The organism is Staphylococcus sp. EG-SA-14 (assembly GCF_017151935.1).
Taxonomy (GTDB): Bacteria; Bacillota; Bacilli; order Staphylococcales; family Staphylococcaceae; genus Staphylococcus; species Staphylococcus aureus.
This window is the reverse complement of the sequence record NZ_JACVZM010000004.1, coordinates 1-17686: the sequence shown is the minus strand read 5'-3', so window position 1 is coordinate 17686 and position 17686 is coordinate 1. Positions and strand designations below refer to the sequence as shown.

Below are 17686 nucleotides of genomic sequence, written 5' to 3'. Positions count from 1 at the left end.
GAACAATTAATATTTTTTAGGAAATGAGTATGAAGGGGGGCTTTAATTGATGATCTTAAAATTCAAAATTTAAGGGGAGAGCGAACTATCAATGATGCTGCAAAATACAATAGCAAAGAAAAAACAGGCGCGTCACCTTATGAAGGTATACGCACCTGTTTATAGTAAGCATTATTTAGCTTCAAATAATTGATCGCCAAATGAAATGTTGCCATGTTCACCTTGTTTAAAATCAAGGTTTGTAATGTTTCCTTGTGTCACGATAATAGGCGTAATATCACTCTTTGCATGATTGCGGATGTAGTCTAAATCAAAGTTGATTAATAAATCACCTTGTTTAACTTCTTGACCTTCCTCAACATGTAAAGTAAAGCCTTCTCCGTTTAATTTAACAGTGTCTAAACCGATGTGGATTAATAGTTCTAAACCACTATCTGATACAAGACCAATTGCATGTTTTGTTGGGAAAATCATTTGTACTTTACCGTTGAATGGTGCACGAACTTCACCTTGTGAAGGTTTGATAGCGATACCGTCACCCATCATTTTTTCGCTGAACACTTGATCAGGCACTTCTGATAATGGTGTTACTTCACCAGTTAATGGTGCATGCACGATATGGCTCAATTCGCTTGTTGCAGATTTATCTTCTGCAACAACAACAGTTTCGTCTTTATCGTCTTCCATAGTAGTAGGATTTTCTACTACTTGACCATTCATAATCTGTTGCATTTCATGTTTGATTTGGTCAGATTTAGGACCAAAAATTGCTTGCATATTATTGCCGACTTCTAATACACCAGATGCGCCTAAATCTTTCAAACCAGGAACATCAACTTTAGATTTGTCGTTAACTTCAACGCGTAGACGTGTGATACAAGCGTCTAAATGTTTAATGTTTGCTTTGCCACCCATAGCTTCTAATACTGCATATGGTAATTCAGTTGCTGAAGCAGTAGCCGCTTGTGATTGTTTATCTTCACGACCTGGTGTTTTGTATTTTAATTTTACAATTAAGAATCGGAATACGAAGTAGTAAATAACTGCGTATACAAGACCTACAGGAATAACTAACCACCATTGTGTCTTATTAGGTAGTATACCGAGTAAGAAGTAGTCGATGAAACCACCTGAGAATGTATAACCTAGATGAAGATCTAATAAGTACAATGTTAAGAATGATAAACCATCAAGTACTGCGTGAATAAAGAATAATAATGGTGCTACAAATAAGAATGAGAATTCTAATGGTTCTGTAATACCAGTTAAGAATGATGTTAAAGCAGCAGAACCCATTAAACCTGCTACTACTTTCTTATTTTCAGGTTTAGCTGTGTGATAAATTGCTAAAGCTGCTGCAGGTAAACCGAACATCATAACAGGGAATTCACCTTGCATGAATTTACCAGCTGTCAAATGTGCGCCTTCACGAATTTGTTCGATAAAGATACGTTGGTCACCGTGAATAATTTCACCAGCTGCATTTTTCCATGAACCAAACTCGAACCAGAACGGTGCGTGGAAAATGTGATGTAGACCGAATGGAATTAATAAACGCTTGATGAAACCAAATAAGAATACGGCAACACCAGTATTTGAATCTAATAATCCTGTACTGAATGCATTTAATCCTGATTGAATCGTTGGCCAAATTAATGCCATTGGGAATGCTAAAATAAATGATGTTGTAGCCATCATAATAGGTACGAAACGCTTACCAGCGAAGAAACCTAAATAAGATGGTAAGTTAATGTTATAGAACTTGTTATAACACCAAGCTGCCAGGGCCCCGATTATAATACCGCCGAACACACCTGTTTGTAATGTTGGGATACCTAAAATGCTAGCGTAACCACTCGCTGGATCACCAATATTCTTAGGTGTAACTTGTAAAAAGTCGCCCATTGTTTTGTTCATGATTATGTAACCGACGAATGCTGCGATAGCTGCTACGCCATCACCGCCAGCTAATCCGATTGCGACACCTAATGCGAAAATCATAGGCAAGTTATCAAAAATGATACCACCAGCACCTGTCATTAATTTAGCGACAGTTTGTACGCCACCATTTTGTATAAACGGCAAGTAGTGTTGTAATGATTCACCTTGCATAGCTGTACCGATAGCTAATAACAGACCAGCTGCTGGTAAAATCGCAACAGGTAACATTAGCGCTTTACCAATACGTTGCAATTGACCGAAAAGTTTCTTCCTCACTTGTCCAACCTCCAAAGTTGTATGTAATATTTAAGATTCAATAAAAAAGACACGAGCAAATAGACTGTGTTGGTAACCATCACAGCTTAATTTAACTCATGCCTAATCTTACTTAGTAACACGTTGGTGTATGTAATTAATGTAAAAGAAGCAATTGACTAAGTAGTATATAAAACTGATACGTTAGTTTATCTAGCTTACCATCACATCTTATTGAATCTTATTTGTTTGCGACTCCTATTTTAGCATGGTGAAGTATGCGTTTTCAATACAATTATTAAATTCAATTTCAAATCTCTTAAATGTTCACAGATTATTATTAAAACATAATATAAGATAATCCTGAATAAAATGTATAAAAGTTGTTGTAATAATCCAGCAGTAGCAGCTATTATCAGCACTTAAAAGAAAGGATAATCTTTGATGGTGTAATAATTAACTTGTGACAGAAATATGTAAGATTATTACAATGAACAGGCTTTAACTGATTAATATTGTAATGTGTTTTCTCTTATAGTAAAATGTAAGCGATTACACAACTCAACTATATTTTCCTAATAATTATATTGTTAAGGAGGGCTACTTTGACAGGCTTTTCAGTGTATTTAGGACAACCTTTAGATGAAGCGTATATTAAGCGAATGATTAAACAAGGTTACCAAATGATTTTTACATCTGTACAAATACCAGAAGAAGATGACGAGACAAAATATCATTATTTCACAAAACTACTCAATTTATTGAAACATGAACAAGTGACTTACCTCATAGATGCTAATCCATCTATTTTAACACCATCTTTTTATGAGCATCTTCGACAATATGATGCACAATTTATGATTCGTATCGATCATAGTACATCAATTGAGGCAATCGAAGCGATAATGGCACAGGGTTTAAAGTGCTGTTTGAATGCAAGTATTATTTCCCGGGAATTGTTAACAAGCTTACATCAACAATTGAATGATTTTACATTACTTTCATTTTGTCATAACTATTATCCAAGACCAGATACGGGATTATCTGTTGACTTGGTCAATAAGAAAAATGAACTCATTTATCAATTTAATCCAAAGGCACAAATATATGGTTTTATTGTAGGGAGTGGTTTGCGAGGTCCTTTGCATAAAGGCTTGCCAACAATTGAAGCAACGAGACATAGTCATCCTGTCGTTGCAGCTAAATTATTACAAGAAACTGGTGTATCTGAAGTGTTAGTTGGAGACTCATTGATTGAAATGAGGCAGGCAAAACAACTTATAGATTTTTGCAAGCATAGGCATTTCACGTTATGTATTGAAGAAGTGTTTGATACGACAGTGACTTACCTTTTCGATATGTGTCATAAAGTACGCCCGGATAATCCGGAAAATGTCATTCGTTCGGAAACGTCAAGACAAATATGTCCACATTCGATTCAACCACAGTTTACGACGCAACGACGCATTGGTTCAGTAACCGTTGATAATTTGAATAACGGACGTTATCAAGGCGAAATGCAAATTGTGAGACAAACGCTTAGTGCACATGACAATGTGAATGTTGTTGCACAAATTATTAAAGAAGACTTACCACTGTTAAGTTGTATCGAGCCGAATGATACATTTGATTTTCAAAAAACTAGGGAGTGTAAGAAGTGATGGAAAATAGTACGACCGAAGCGCGTAATGAAGCGACGATGCATCTTGATGAAATGACTGTGGAAGAGGCTTTAATTACGATGAATAAAGAAGATCAGCAAGTCCCGTTAGCAGTTCGAAAGGCAATACCACAATTGACAAAAGTAATTAAAAAAACAATTGCACAGTATAAAAAGGGTGGACGATTGATCTATATCGGTGCAGGTACAAGTGGAAGATTGGGTGTCTTAGATGCAGCGGAGTGTGTACCTACATTCAATACTGACCCTCATGAAATTATAGGTATTATTGCTGGTGGACAACATGCTATGACGATGGCTGTAGAAGGTGCGGAAGATCACAAAAAATTAGCGGAAGAAGATTTGAAAAATATAGATTTAACATCAAAAGATGTCGTTATAGGAATTGCCGCGAGTGGCAAAACGCCATATGTTATAGGCGGTTTAACATTTGCTAACACAATCGGTGCTACAACAGTATCTATTTCATGCAATGAACATGCAGTTATAAGTGAAATTGCGCAGTATCCAGTAGAAGTTAAAGTTGGTCCAGAAGTATTAACTGGTTCAACGCGTTTAAAGTCTGGTACAGCACAAAAGTTAATTTTAAATATGATTTCAACCATCACAATGGTTGGTGTCGGAAAAGTTTACGATAACCTCATGATTGATGTTAAAGCAACCAATCAAAAACTGATCGACCGTTCAGTGCGTATTATTCAAGAAATATGTGCTATCACATATGATGAAGCAATGGCGTTATATCAGGTATCTGAGCATGATGTGAAAGTTGCGACAGTTATGGGTATGTGTGGCATTTCTAAGGAAGAAGCAACAAGACGGTTATTAAACAATGGTGACATTGTTAAACGAGCAATCAGAGATAGACAACCTTAGGAGGGATTTAAATGACCAAAGAACAACAACTTGCAGAACGAATTATTGCTGCAGTAGGTGGTATGGATAATATAGATAGTGTCATGAACTGTATGACACGTGTGCGTATTAAAGTATTAGATGAGAATAAAGTAGATGACCAAGAACTAAGGCATATTGATGGTGTCATGGGTGTTATACACGATGAACGCATTCAAGTTGTGGTTGGACCTGGTACAGTCAATAAAGTGGCTAATCATATGGCGGAATTAAGTGGTGTTAAACTAGGTGACCCAATACCACACCATCACAATGATAGTGAAAAAATGGACTATAAATCATATGCAGCTGATAAAGCAAAGGCGAATAAGGAAGCGCATAAAGCAAAACAAAAGAATGGTAAGTTGAATAAAGTATTGAAATCAATTGCCAATATCTTTATACCGTTGATTCCTGCATTTATTGGAGCTGGATTAATTGGTGGTATTGCAGCAGTACTGAGTAACTTAATGGTGGCAGGCTATATTTCAGGTGCTTGGATTACGCAACTTATAACAGTATTCAATGTCATTAAAGACGGTATGTTAGCATACTTAGCTATTTTCACTGGTATTAATGCGGCTAAAGAATTTGGTGCGACACCAGGACTTGGTGGCGTGATTGGTGGTACAACGTTATTAACGGGTATTGCTGGTAAAAATATTTTAATGAATGTCTTCACTGGAGAACCATTGCAACCTGGACAAGGTGGGATTATTGGCGTTATTTTTGCCGTTTGGATTTTAAGTATTGTCGAAAAGAGATTACATAAAATTGTGCCAAATGCGATTGATATTATTGTAACGCCGACTATTGCATTGTTGATTGTAGGACTATTAACTATCTTTATCTTTATGCCATTAGCAGGTTTTGTTTCAGACAGTTTAGTTTCAGTAGTTAACGGAATTATTAGTATTGGTGGCGTATTTAGTGGATTTATCATTGGTGCAAGCTTCCTACCGTTAGTTATGTTAGGGCTTCATCATATTTTTACGCCAATTCATATAGAAATGATTAACCAATCAGGTGCTACTTACTTATTGCCAATTGCAGCGATGGCTGGTGCTGGACAAGTAGGTGCCGCATTAGCACTTTGGGTAAGATGTAAACGCAACACAACATTACGTAATACTTTAAAAGGTGCATTGCCAGTTGGTTTCCTAGGTATCGGAGAACCATTAATCTATGGTGTGACTTTGCCATTAGGTCGACCTTTCTTAACTGCTTGTATTGGTGGTGGTATTGGTGGCGCTGTAATAGGTGGAATTGGACATATTGGTGCCAAAGCAATAGGCCCAAGTGGTGTGTCACTATTACCATTAATCTCAGATAATATGTATTTAGGTTATATTGCAGGATTACTTGCTGCGTATGCTGGTGGATTCGTTTGTACATATTTATTTGGAACGACAAAGGCGATGCGACAGACAGATTTGTTGGGTGATTAATGATGACAAATATTTTATATCGCATTGATAAGCAGTTGAGTGATTTTACGAAGACAGAAAAGATAATCGCTGATTACATTTTAAAGAATCCACATAAAATCATTGATATGACTGTGAATGATTTGGCAGATGTTACGAATGTTAGTACAGCATCAATTGTTAGATTTAGTCGGAAAATGACACATCAAGGTTTTCAAGAGCTAAAGATTGCGATATCTCGATACTTACCCGAAGATATTGCAACCAATCCACATTTAGAATTGATTGAAAATGAATCTGTAGAAACTTTGAAAAATAAAATGATTGCTAGAGCAACGAATACGATGCGATTTGTAGCTACTAATATTATGGATGCGCAAATTGATGCAATTTGTGATGTGTTGAAAAATGCCAGGACAATATTTTTATTTGGATTTGGCGCATCGAGTTTGACTATTGGTGATCTTTTTCAAAAGTTATCTCGTATTGGCTTAAATGTCAGGTTATTACATGAAACGCATTTACTTGTGTCAACATTTGCGACGCATGATGATAGAGATTGCATGATTTTTGTGACGAATCAAGGTAGTCATAGTGAATTGCAGTCAATTGCACAGGTGGCCACACATTACAGTATTCCCATCATAACTATATCTAGTACAGCTAATAATCCAGTGGCTCAAATTGCAGACTATGCATTGATTTATGGCAGAACTGATGAAAATGAAATGCGTATGGCGGCTACAACGTCACTATTTGCACAGTTATTCACGGTAGATATATTGTACTATCGATTTGTAGCATTAAATTATCATGCGATTCTAGATTGTATAACCCAATCGAAAATGGCACTTGATAATTACAGGAAACATCTTGCGACGATAGATTTTAAACATTAGATTAATATAAAGTTAGTTGCAACGTAAACAATTGAAGTTTTTGATGTGATTCAGTTGCTTGATGAAAAATTGTTGCTACAAGTTTGTAAAACTGGCATAGAGGCTATTTTGAAAATGATAAAGGCGTGACAAATTAAAGCAAAGTTCAGATTTGAGCTTTGCTTTTTTCATAGATGGAAATTAAATGCTGTTATTAATGGGGGAATTAATTTGGAACTTAACGAGATGATTAATTTTGTAAAAGAAAACAATAAGATAATTGTTACTTTATCGCTAACAATTTTCACGTCTGTAATATTTCCTGAGTTAAAAAGTTGGTATTCAAAAATCATTAATACTGAAAACAAATATAGAATATTCGATAGGGCAATTATTATGATTGGCACAGTGTTACCAATGTATTTTCTTTTAGGATTCTTGAATTATAAAATATATATTAAACTGCTAGAGAGACCTCATAGTGAATTTATTAATACAATATGGTTTTTATTAATAGTCATAAGTTATGGATTAATCTTATTTATAGCTATTTCAACTTACCGAAATTATTTAGCGATTGTTAATAGATTTCAATTATATAAAATGTGTGGAAATTGTGATTACATACATCCCTATAGGTTTGTTGTAAATAAAGAAAGTACATTAATTAAAGATTGTTTTAAAGTTGGCAATAATGACCTTTACGAACCTGGATCAAACTACAAAATAATTGACCTAAATCAAACCATATATGGACACTATGAAAAAGTTGAAAGTTTTTATCAAAATAAAAACGACAAAATATTCCATATCATTACGCTAAATAGAAAAAACTTAATAAGAAGTTGGCTTTTTATAAATAATTGGTCTATTATTTTATGTCGTTTTACAATGCCGATAGTGTTCATTTTATTTATTTTTTCTTTATCCTATTTTGATAATGACATGTATAATGCTTTTATTCCAATTGTTATGTACATTTTCACTTTTGTTTTTCAATCAATCATATTCAATAAAATATATACAGAGAACAAACAATTGAGGACACAATATATTCAAAAGTTGAACTCTGGCATAGAAGTATAAAAATATAAAGGATAGTGTGTGTTGGTGTTTTTAGTATACGACTTATCTCAAAGACAAATATTAAAAGATAAGACAATAAAATTAGAATAAATTTACGTTTGAAGATAAAAAACAAACATTTTTCATTAAAGTTTATGATATATTTAGAGCAATAGAAAGTGTATGGAAGGGGATATGAATGGCATACCAAAGTGAATACGCATTAGAAAATGAAATGATGAATCAACTTGAACAATTGGGTTACGAAAGAGTAACGATACGTGATAATAAGCAATTGCTTGATAATTTTAGAACGATTTTAAATGAGCGTCATGCGGACAAATTAGAAGGCAATCCCTTAACAGATAAAGAATTTCAACGTCTGTTAACGATGATTGATGGGAAAAGTATTTTCGAGAGTGCCCGTATTTTACGTGATAAATTACCACTTAGACGTGATGATGAGTCTGAGATTTATTTGTCGTTTTTAGATACGAAAAGTTGGTGTAAAAATAAGTTTCAAGTGACGAATCAAGTATCTGTCGAGGATACATATAAAGCACGTTATGATGTAACGATATTAATCAACGGACTACCCCTTGTCCAAGTTGAATTGAAACGTCGAGGTATTGATATTAATGAGGCGTTTAACCAAGTAAAACGTTACCGTAAACAAAATTACACAGGCTTATTCCGCTACATACAAATGTTTATCATTAGTAATGGTGTTGAAACACGATACTTTTCTAATAATGATAGCGAACTATTGAAGAGTCACATGTTTTATTGGAGTGATAAACAGAATAACCGTATCAATACATTGCAATCGTTTGCTGAGTCATTTATGAGACCTTGTCAATTAGCTAAGATGATATCGCGCTATATGATTATTAATGAAACAGATAGAATACTGATGGCAATGCGTCCGTATCAAGTGTATGCGGTAGAAGCACTTATTCAACAAGCGACTGAGACAGGGAATAATGGATATGTATGGCATACAACTGGAAGTGGTAAGACGTTGACTTCTTTTAAAGCGAGTCAGATTTTATCACAGCAAGATGACATTAAGAAAGTTATCTTTTTGGTTGACCGTAAAGACTTGGATAGCCAAACAGAAGAGGAATTTAATAAATTTGCTAAGGGTGCTGTAGACAAAACTTTTAATACCTCGCAACTGGTACGCCAACTAAATGATAAAAGTTTGCCACTTATTGTAACGACGATTCAAAAAATGGCTAAAGCGATTCAAGGTAATGCCCATTTATTAGAACAGTATAAAACGAATAAAGTTGTATTTATTATTGATGAGTGTCATCGCAGTCAATTTGGTGACATGCATCGTCTAGTTAAACAACATTTCAAAAATGCCCAATACTTTGGGTTCACTGGCACGCCACGTTTCCCAGAAAATAGTAGTCAAGATGGTAGAACAACTGCAGATATTTTCGGTAGATGCTTACATACGTATTTAATTAGAGATGCCATTCATGATGGTAATGTACTTGGTTTCTCAGTTGACTATATTAATACTTTTAAAAATAAAGCTTTAAAAGCAGAAGATAACAGCATGGTTGAAGCAATTGATACGGAAGAAGTATGGTTAGCGGATAAACGTGTGGAATTAGTAACACGACATATCATCAATAATCATGATAAATATACACGTAATCGTCAATATTCAAGTATATTTACAGTCCAAAGTATTCACGCGCTTATTAAATATTATGAGACATTTAAGCGACTTAACAAAAAGTTGGAACAACCATTAACGGTAGCTGGTATATTTACGTTTAAACCTAATGAAGATGATCGTGATGGTGAAGTGCCATATCATTCACGTGAAAAATTAGAGATAATGATTAGCGATTATAATAAAAAGTTCGAGACGAATTTTTCAACAGACACAACTAATGAGTATTTTAATCATATTTCAAAAAACGTTAAAAAGGGCGTTAAAGATAGTAAAATTGATATCTTAATCGTTGTTAATATGTTCTTAACTGGTTTTGATAGTAAAGTACTGAACACTTTATATGTTGACAAGAATTTAATGTATCATGATTTAATTCAAGCGTATTCACGTACAAATAGGGTTGAAAAAGAATCAAAGCCATTTGGTAAAATTGTAAACTATCGTGACTTGAAAAAAGAGACAGACGATGCACTGAGAGTATTCTCACAAACAAATGATACGGATACAATTTTAATGCGTAGTTATGAAGAGTATAAAAAAGAATTTATGGACGCTTATCGTGAGCTTAAAATGATTGTGCCGACACCACACATGGTTGATGACATTCAAGATGAAGAAGAGCTAAAGCGCTTTGTTGAAGCTTATCGTTTATTAGCTAAAATAATATTACGTTTAAAAGCATTTGACGAGTTTGAGTTTACAATTGATGAAATTGGAATGGATGAACAAGAGAATGAAGACTATAAAAGTAAATATTTAGCTGTGTACGATCAAGTAAAAAGAGCGACGGCTGAGAAAAATAAAGTATCCATTTTAAATGATATTGATTTCGAAATAGAAATGATGCGTAATGATACGATTAATGTGAATTATATTATGAATATATTGAGACAAATTGATCTTGAAGACAAGGCGGAACAACGTCGTAACCAAGAACAAATTAGACGTATTTTAGATCATGCAGATGATCCGACATTGAGGTTAAAACGAGATCTAATTAGAGAATTCATAGACAATGTTGTACCCTCTTTAAATAAGGATGATGATATCGATCAAGAATATGTCAATTTCGAAAGTATTAAAAAAGAAGCGGAGTTCAAAGGATTTGCTGGAGAGAGATCTATCGATGAACAAGCCCTAAAAACAATTTCAAATGACTACCAGTATAGTGGTGTTGTAAACCCACATCACCTTAAAAAAATGATTGGTGATTTGCCATTGAAAGAAAAACGTAAAGCAAGAAAAGCCATTGAATCTTTCGTGGCAGAAACAACTGAAAAATACGGTGTGTAATGATTCAGCCCCCTCGCTAGATTAGTGTAGGGGGCATTATTATTTTCTATCTTTTGTAAGTTATCATGTATTTGGCAATCATCACTTGGTTTCAATACAATTTTATCATCGTATGCGTATAGAAATAATGTCTATAGGCATTTAAAATAGTTTATAATATTAACAGGATAAGTATTAAATGTATGTTGAAGGAGGTGCGTAGCTATGGATAATAGAAATATGATTAATCGTGTTTTTAGTCAAAAGATATTACATCAAATTGCAATCAAAAATAAAAGTGATGTTGTTGATGAGGCATATGATTTTTATATACAGGGACCTAAAAATATCAATGTAATACAGAAGATGAAATCTTTATATAATTATCTTAAAAAGTCTTATCGTAACGAATATTTTTACAAAAACACAATACTTAATAAACTCCTTCTAGGACGACATTCTATTAATACAACTACTGCACTTTCTGAGATGCCCATAGGGAAAAGTATTGCTGATTTTATATTGTTAAACGGCAAAGGCGTTGTCTATGAGATTAAAACAGAATTAGATAAGCTGGATACGTAGCATTTTCAGACTATTCTGTTATAGGTGGAGAATATGTAGACGGTGGCTTTTCGCCATTAGCTATTGCGATACATATTGTCTATTTTGATGAGGCTAATGAGTTAAGAGTTAAACATTTTGTCTCTGATTCTAATAACGATAGATTAAATCCAGCTAAAAAGTTTTTTGAGGCTGTAGATAAATTAGTAACTTGGTCTAAAAACTTAGATAATAAAAATAGATCTTATGCAATCGGACAATTTGAAGAATTAAATGAAAATAATAAGTATCCAGGATTAGGTTTAATTAAAAGGTTATCTATCATGCATCATCTAGAAATTATGAATAGATACTTGGAGTCTCAAAATGAAAATATGTGAAAAATGTTTTAATAATACTGAAATCGTAGAAATCATTGTAAATGATAATAGCAAATTTGACAATTGTGATATTGATAACGATCATCTTGGTGTTAAAATATTTGATACGACTCGACACATAGATAAATTAGAGCAGATTAGAGATTATTTAAGACCAGCGTTAGAATTATATGATATTAGTATAAATTTACCAGATACTTTTAGCCAAAAAGAAGGTAAAAAAATTGAAACAGCATTAAAAGATGATTGGAGTATATTTAATGTTGAAGAAGATAAAATAAGTTGTATTTTAAATGAACTTTTTAAAGATGATGAAAATATAGATAGACGGGTGTTGGAAGGTTTAGTAAGCGCTAAAATCATTAAAGATAAAAAATATACAAATGAAAATCTAATTGTAGCAAATAATGACTGGGATGGATTTTGTGAGAGCTTGAAGTATAAAAATAGATTTCATAATAATATGATCAATTTAGAGAATTTAGCGTTCTTTCTCGATATCACTACTAATTACTATAGTATTGAGGAATTTAGAGAAAGATTTGAACCATTATATAGATCTAGAATAGTTAAGTTCATTACAGAGAAAAGTGAACTAATGTCACCACCAAAGGGATTTGCAACGGCAGGAAGATTGAATTCTAAATGGATAAGCGTATTATACCTTAGTACAAAAGAACAGGTCAGTATAGAAGAAGTTAAACCTAAGCATAATGACATTATTTATATAGGTAAGGTTAAGTTACAAAAAAACGTTACAAAAGAGAAATTGAAAATTGCGAATTTAACTAATTTAACTAGTAATGCAATCAAAGCTGGCGATGATGGATTTAGAAAGTATTTTGTAAATCACCAAACATTAAAAAAGATTCATAAAGGAATAACAAATCCAAGCGATGAACAAGGAATAGATTATTTGCCATTTCAATATTTAGCTGATTATATTCGAAGCCTTAAATATGACGGGATAATGTATGAGAGCATATTGCAAGATGGTACTTTTAACTTTGTGTTTTTTGATCAAAATTTATTTGAATGTGTTAATTATGAAAGAAAAAGAGTAATTGATGTTAAATATACATTGACTAAGCTAAGTTGACACACTCGAAAATCTGAATATTCTAATAAAATATAAATAATCCCCCGCACTTCACATAGTGGCGGGGGATTTATTCTGGCGTCAAAATGCCCAGAGTATGGGTGTGACCCTTAAATCATGGCAAGGCACTTAAAACTTGATATGGTGCCGAGCCCTAACTTAGCACAATATAGTTAGTATGACAAAGTCATCTAACATAACACATCAGAGGTTGCCCGATTTATTCCAGACCATACAGTGATAAAGTTACACAACGCATGACTTTTATTTAGCAATAACTGCTACTTCTGAAATAAGTTGCTTTGCATAGTCTGATTGCGGATGTTTGATAATATCTTCTGTGTTATTCAGTTCAACGATTTCGCCATTTTTCATAACTGCAACGCGATCACATATTTCATTGATAACACCCATGTCATGTGTGATGAATAAATAAGTGATGCCGAAGTCTAACTGTAATTGTTTTAATAACTCGATGATATCTTTTTGAATTGAAACGTCTAAAGCGGACACTGCCTCGTCGCAAACAATCACTTTAGGTTCTACAGCAAGTGCTCTCGCGATACTTACACGCTGACGTTGCCCACCAGATAATTCGTGTGGATAGCGATATAAGAAACTTTGATCTAGGCCAACCTTTTCTAACAACGATACGACAGTTTTAATAATGTCATCATTATCTTTGACTTTCCCATGAATGATTAGTGGTCGTTTAATCACATCAATGACTTTAAATCTTGGATTAATAGATGCGAATGGATCTTGAAAAATCATTTGTATCTCTTGTCGTAAAGATTTCAATTCATCATCTTTAAATAAACTTAATGGTAATTCGTTATACCAAATAAAGCCTTCTGACACTTCCTTTAGACCGACGACCGTCTTAGCTAATGTCGATTTCCCTGACCCTGATTCACCGACAATGCCTAATGTTTCGCCTTTTCTAATAGCCAAGTTAATATCATTAACTGCTCGGTATAGGCTGCCACTCGGTGATGTGTAATCCACGCTCACGCGATCGAATTTTAATAAAATATCATTGTTTAACGGTCTTGGCGGACGGGTTTGATGAATATCAGGAATTGCATCTATTAAGCGTTTCGTATAGGTATGTTGTGGCGATTTAAAAATACTTTCAACCGTGCCACTTTCAACGACACTTCCATCTTTCATTACAATCACATCGTCGCAAAATTGATACACAGCGCCTAAATCGTGAGTGATAAAAATAATAGACGTTTCGGTGTACTCATAAAGGGACTTCATTAACTGCAGTAATTGATTTTGTGTACTGGCATCTAATGCCGTTGTTGGTTCATCTGCGATTAAAATTTGTGGCTTTAAAATCAATGCCATTGCTATCATGACACGTTGACGCATACCACCAGAAAGTTCATGTGGATAAGCATCAAATTGTCGAGTTGCATGTTTTATACCTACTTTTTCTAAAATGTCTATTGTCATCGACTTTGCTTCAGATTTAGATACACGTTTATGTTGAAATAGTACTTCTGTAATTTGTTTGCCGATCGTTAATCTTGGATTTAACGAAGAGAGTGGATCTTGAAAAATCATTGAAATATCCTTACCTCGAATTTGTTGTAACGCTGAAGTTGATAAATTAGTTAACGATTGCCCATTAAAAATAATTTCTCCTGTTAATGTGTGATCTGGATAATCTGGTAGTAGCCCTAAAATAGATTTAGCAGTAATACTTTTTCCTGATCCTGATTCACCAACAATACCTAGGATATGTTTTTTTCGTAATTCGAAAGAGACGTTTTTTACCGCTTGAACTGTAGTTTCATCATAATTGAATTGTACATTCAGACTGTTGACTTCTAATAAATTTGACATGATGTTGTGCCTCCCTATTCACAAATGTGTAAATTTATTCTATACTTTTGTATATCATAGTAATCTACTCAAGATTATTTTACAAGGAGTGATTATCATAATTACTTATTTAGAATCTTTTAAGTCGTTGTATCACAAGGCATTTTACAAGTTTGTATTATCGGTATTAAGCTTGCCAATATTTTTATATGCAGTGATAAAGTTTTTCTTTTCTGCTAAGAGAAAAAATTTTTACGCTAATAATTCTGAAATTTCAGAAATTGAACGAGCGTTACATCAAAAATATAAATATTTATCGCAGCAAAAGTCATCCACACAAATACATAAAGAAGCATTAAAAATATTCAAGGCACAAAGTTCTAATACGAGTTCAAAGAATATTGAACAAGCACATTTTTCAACATACTTTGAAAATTTATTATTTCATAAGTTCATCATGATCAAAGTAATATTGGCCTTGCCGATGTTCATCTTATTGACTATTTATTTACAGCCATTAGTTAGATATATTTTTGAGCGAATTGTCATGGCTGTGATTGTCATCATTGGTGTTATTGTCAGTGTGTTTACCATTCTGTATTTTTCACCGCTTGATGCGGCTTATAGCATACTGGGACAAAATGCAACAAAGGCACAGATACATCAATTCAATGTATTACATCATCTTAACGAACCTTATTTTATTCAATTGTGGGATACCATCAAGGGTGTTTTTACCTTTGACTTAGGTACGACTTACAAAGGGAATGAGGTTGTGACTAAAGCAGTTGGCGAAAGAATTCCAATTACAATAATTGTCGCAGTATTAGCGCTAATTGTGGCATTAATTATTGCAATACCAATTGGTATTATCAGTGCGATGAAGCGAAATAGTTGGCTTGATATCACGTTAATGATAATTGCATTAATTGGTTTATCTATTCCAAGTTTCTGGCAAGGGCTATTATTCATTTTAGCGTTCTCATTGAAATTGGATATTTTGCCACCATCTTATATGCCAGAACATCCAATATCGTTGATTTTACCTGTACTTGTCATTGGAACAAGTATTGCTGCTTCTATCACGCGTATGACAAGGTCTTCTGTACTTGAAGTAATGCGCAGCGATTATGTTTTAACTGCTTATGCAAAAGGATTATCGACGACACAAGTTGTTATTAAACATATTTTGAAAAATGCCATTATTCCAATTGTAACGTTAGTTGGTCTTCTAGTGGCAGAGTTACTAGGCGGTTCAGCAGTGACGGAACAAGTATTTAACATTAATGGTATCGGTCGTTATATCGTCCAAAAACAACTAATACCTGATATCCCAGCAGTCATGGGTGGGGTCGTATATATATCAATTGTAATATCTTTAGCAAACTTAATTATTGATATATTTTATGCTTTAATCGATCCAAAATTACGTAGTGAAATTAACGAAAGGAAGTGAGGCATATGGTAAAACTTACAACAAAGATAGCTTCCTTAAAACTATTCGCAAGTTATGCTATAGCAACTTATATTTTAGTTATGTTAACGAGTGCATTAAATCTTTTTAAAGGTTATGTGGCCGATACGTTCTATATTGCTGAAACATTGCTAATCATTTTAACCATCATTTTAATTATCATTTTAACAACGGAACAAACATGGAAGCATCATGACTTATGGCGACGTATCGTCGAAGTGTTGTTATTGTTGATGACATTAACAGGCAACGTATTTACATTATTAATGTTTGTAAGTATTAGACGTTACCAACGTACATCGCAAATACATAGTTATAACGGGTGGGAATCGTTTATACGAAAAACTACTAGACATCGTATTGCGATTATCGGGTTACTTATTTTAGTCTACATGCTGACATTATCAATTGTGTCACAATTTACATTTGATACGACATTGGCTACTAAAAATCAGTTCAATGCACTGTTACATGGACCGAGTCTAGCCTATCCGTTTGGTACTGATGATTTCGGTAGAGACTTATTTACACGCGTAGTTGTAGGAACGAAGCTGACATTTTCAATTTCAATTATTTCAGTAGTTATTGCAGTTATTTTTGGTGTGTTACTAGGCACTATCGCAGGTTATTTTAATCATATTGATAATTTAATAATGCGAATTTTAGATGTAGTGTTTGCAATTCCATCATTATTGTTAGCGGTGGCAATTATTGCATCATTTGGAGCAAGTATTCCAAATTTAATTATTGCTTTAAGTATCGGTAATATACCATCATTTGCACGGACAATGCGTGCCAGTGTTTTAGAAATTAAACGCATGAAATATGTAGATGCAGCACGTATCACTGGTGAAAACACTTGGAATATCATATGGCGTTATATTTTACCGAATGCGATTGCGCCTATGATTGTACGTTTTTCATTAAATATAGGTGTGGTTGTATTAACAACAAGTAGTTTAAGTTTCCTAGGACTTGGTGTTGCACCTGATGTAGCTGAATGGGGCAACATTTTACGTACCGGTAGTAACTACTTGGAAACGCACAGTAATTTAGCTATTGTACCTGGTGTTTGTATTATGTTCGTCGTTTTAGCATTTAATTTTATAGGTGATGCAGTGCGTGATGCACTAGATCCAAGAATTCATTAAAAAGGTAGGGATAGATGTGAAGAAAATCATTAGTATCGCAATTATAGTTTTAGCGTTGGTATTAAGTGGTTGT

The 17686-nt window shown here is 33.7% G+C and carries 12 protein-coding genes and 2 pseudogenes; 12 read left to right on the top strand and 2 right to left on the bottom strand.

What is annotated here, in order from left to right:
- Positions 1 to 91 precede the first annotated feature (91 nt).
- Positions 92 to 193, top strand: coding sequence for a hypothetical protein (locus IDG63_RS04245; RefSeq protein WP_000979526.1), 102 nt, complete (start codon positions 92 to 94; stop codon positions 191 to 193).
- On the opposite strand, the gene ptsG is transcribed toward IDG63_RS04245, so the two are convergent.
- Positions 172 to 2217 (bottom strand): glucose-specific PTS transporter subunit IIBC, encoded by a 2046-nt coding sequence (gene ptsG / locus IDG63_RS04240; RefSeq protein WP_001227724.1) that lies wholly within the window; start codon positions 2215 to 2217, stop codon positions 172 to 174. The genes IDG63_RS04245 and ptsG overlap by 22 nt on opposite strands.
- Positions 2218 to 2801: 584 nt before the next feature.
- On the opposite strand from ptsG, the gene mupG reads away from it, so the two are divergent.
- The 9 genes and pseudogenes from mupG (at position 2802) to IDG63_RS04195 (ending at position 13152) form a co-directional block, all read left to right on the top strand.
- Complete coding sequence (gene mupG / locus IDG63_RS04235) at positions 2802 to 3857, top strand: 6-phospho-N-acetylmuramidase (RefSeq protein ID WP_000145570.1); 1056 nt, start codon at positions 2802 to 2804, stop codon at positions 3855 to 3857.
- The gene (gene murQ, locus IDG63_RS04230; protein WP_000432017.1) at positions 3857 to 4753 is read left to right on the top strand and encodes an N-acetylmuramic acid 6-phosphate etherase; all 897 of its coding nucleotides are present in this window, start codon (positions 3857 to 3859) and stop codon (positions 4751 to 4753) included. The genes mupG and murQ overlap by 1 nt, the downstream gene beginning before the upstream one ends.
- Before the next feature lie 11 nt (positions 4754 to 4764).
- A complete protein-coding gene (locus IDG63_RS04225; protein ID WP_000159750.1) occupies positions 4765 to 6219 on the top strand; it encodes a PTS transporter subunit EIIC in 1455 nt (484 codons plus the stop codon).
- Positions 6220 to 6221: 2 nt separating this feature from the next.
- On the top strand, positions 6222 to 7097 hold the full coding sequence (gene rpiRb, locus IDG63_RS04220; RefSeq protein WP_000181832.1) for a pentose phosphate pathway transcriptional regulator RpiRB: 876 nt from the start codon (positions 6222 to 6224) through the stop codon (positions 7095 to 7097).
- A gap of 210 nt (positions 7098 to 7307) precedes the next feature.
- Complete coding sequence (locus IDG63_RS04215; protein WP_000422380.1) at positions 7308 to 8162, top strand: hypothetical protein; 855 nt, start codon at positions 7308 to 7310, stop codon at positions 8160 to 8162.
- Positions 8163 to 8340: 178 nt separating this feature from the next.
- Positions 8341 to 11130: a type I restriction endonuclease subunit R gene (locus IDG63_RS04210; protein ID WP_000331346.1), complete on the top strand. Its 2790-nt coding sequence runs from the start codon at positions 8341 to 8343 to the stop codon at positions 11128 to 11130.
- A gap of 204 nt (positions 11131 to 11334) precedes the next feature.
- Positions 11335 to 11688 (top strand): annotated as a pseudogene (locus IDG63_RS04205) (sce7726 family protein); the annotation flags it as partial.
- Positions 11685 to 12053: pseudogene (locus IDG63_RS04200) on the top strand (sce7725 family protein); the annotation flags it as partial. The pseudogenes IDG63_RS04205 and IDG63_RS04200, both read left to right, overlap by 4 nt.
- A complete protein-coding gene (locus IDG63_RS04195) occupies positions 12040 to 13152 on the top strand; it encodes an RES family NAD+ phosphorylase (protein ID WP_000686462.1) in 1113 nt (370 codons plus the stop codon). The pseudogene IDG63_RS04200 and the gene IDG63_RS04195, both read left to right, overlap by 14 nt.
- A gap of 264 nt (positions 13153 to 13416) precedes the next feature.
- Here the strand turns inward: IDG63_RS04195 and IDG63_RS04190 are convergent, their stop codons facing one another.
- Positions 13417 to 15009: an ABC transporter ATP-binding protein gene (locus tag IDG63_RS04190; RefSeq protein WP_000067364.1), complete on the bottom strand. Its 1593-nt coding sequence runs from the start codon at positions 15007 to 15009 to the stop codon at positions 13417 to 13419.
- Here IDG63_RS04190 and IDG63_RS04185 point away from each other — a divergent pair.
- Together IDG63_RS04185 and IDG63_RS04180 are read left to right on the top strand one after the other, a co-directional pair.
- A complete protein-coding gene (locus tag IDG63_RS04185) occupies positions 14966 to 16444 on the top strand; it encodes an ABC transporter permease (protein ID WP_001796914.1) in 1479 nt (492 codons plus the stop codon). The two genes, IDG63_RS04190 and IDG63_RS04185, sit on opposite strands and share 44 nt — an antisense overlap.
- Positions 16445 to 16449: 5 nt before the next feature.
- Positions 16450 to 17613: an ABC transporter permease gene (locus IDG63_RS04180; protein ID WP_000240116.1), complete on the top strand. Its 1164-nt coding sequence runs from the start codon at positions 16450 to 16452 to the stop codon at positions 17611 to 17613.
- The last annotated feature ends 73 nt before the right edge of the window (positions 17614 to 17686 follow it).

Excerpts from the sequence above, each read along its gene's own strand:
- IDG63_RS04190 (WP_000067364.1), bottom strand. The coding sequence starts at position 15,009 with ATGTCAAATTTATTAGAAGTCAACAGTCTGAATGTACAATTCAATTAT.
- murQ (WP_000432017.1), top strand. The coding sequence starts at position 3,857 with ATGGAAAATAGTACGACCGAAGCGCGTAATGAAGCGACGATGCATCTT.
- IDG63_RS04180 (WP_000240116.1), top strand. The coding sequence starts at position 16,450 with ATGGTAAAACTTACAACAAAGATAGCTTCCTTAAAACTATTCGCAAGT.
- IDG63_RS04195 (WP_000686462.1), top strand. The coding sequence starts at position 12,040 with ATGAAAATATGTGAAAAATGTTTTAATAATACTGAAATCGTAGAAATC.
- rpiRb (WP_000181832.1), top strand. The coding sequence starts at position 6,222 with ATGACAAATATTTTATATCGCATTGATAAGCAGTTGAGTGATTTTACG.
- IDG63_RS04225 (WP_000159750.1), top strand. The coding sequence starts at position 4,765 with ATGACCAAAGAACAACAACTTGCAGAACGAATTATTGCTGCAGTAGGT.
- IDG63_RS04245 (WP_000979526.1), top strand. The coding sequence starts at position 92 with ATGATGCTGCAAAATACAATAGCAAAGAAAAAACAGGCGCGTCACCTT.
- IDG63_RS04210 (WP_000331346.1), top strand. The coding sequence starts at position 8,341 with ATGGCATACCAAAGTGAATACGCATTAGAAAATGAAATGATGAATCAA.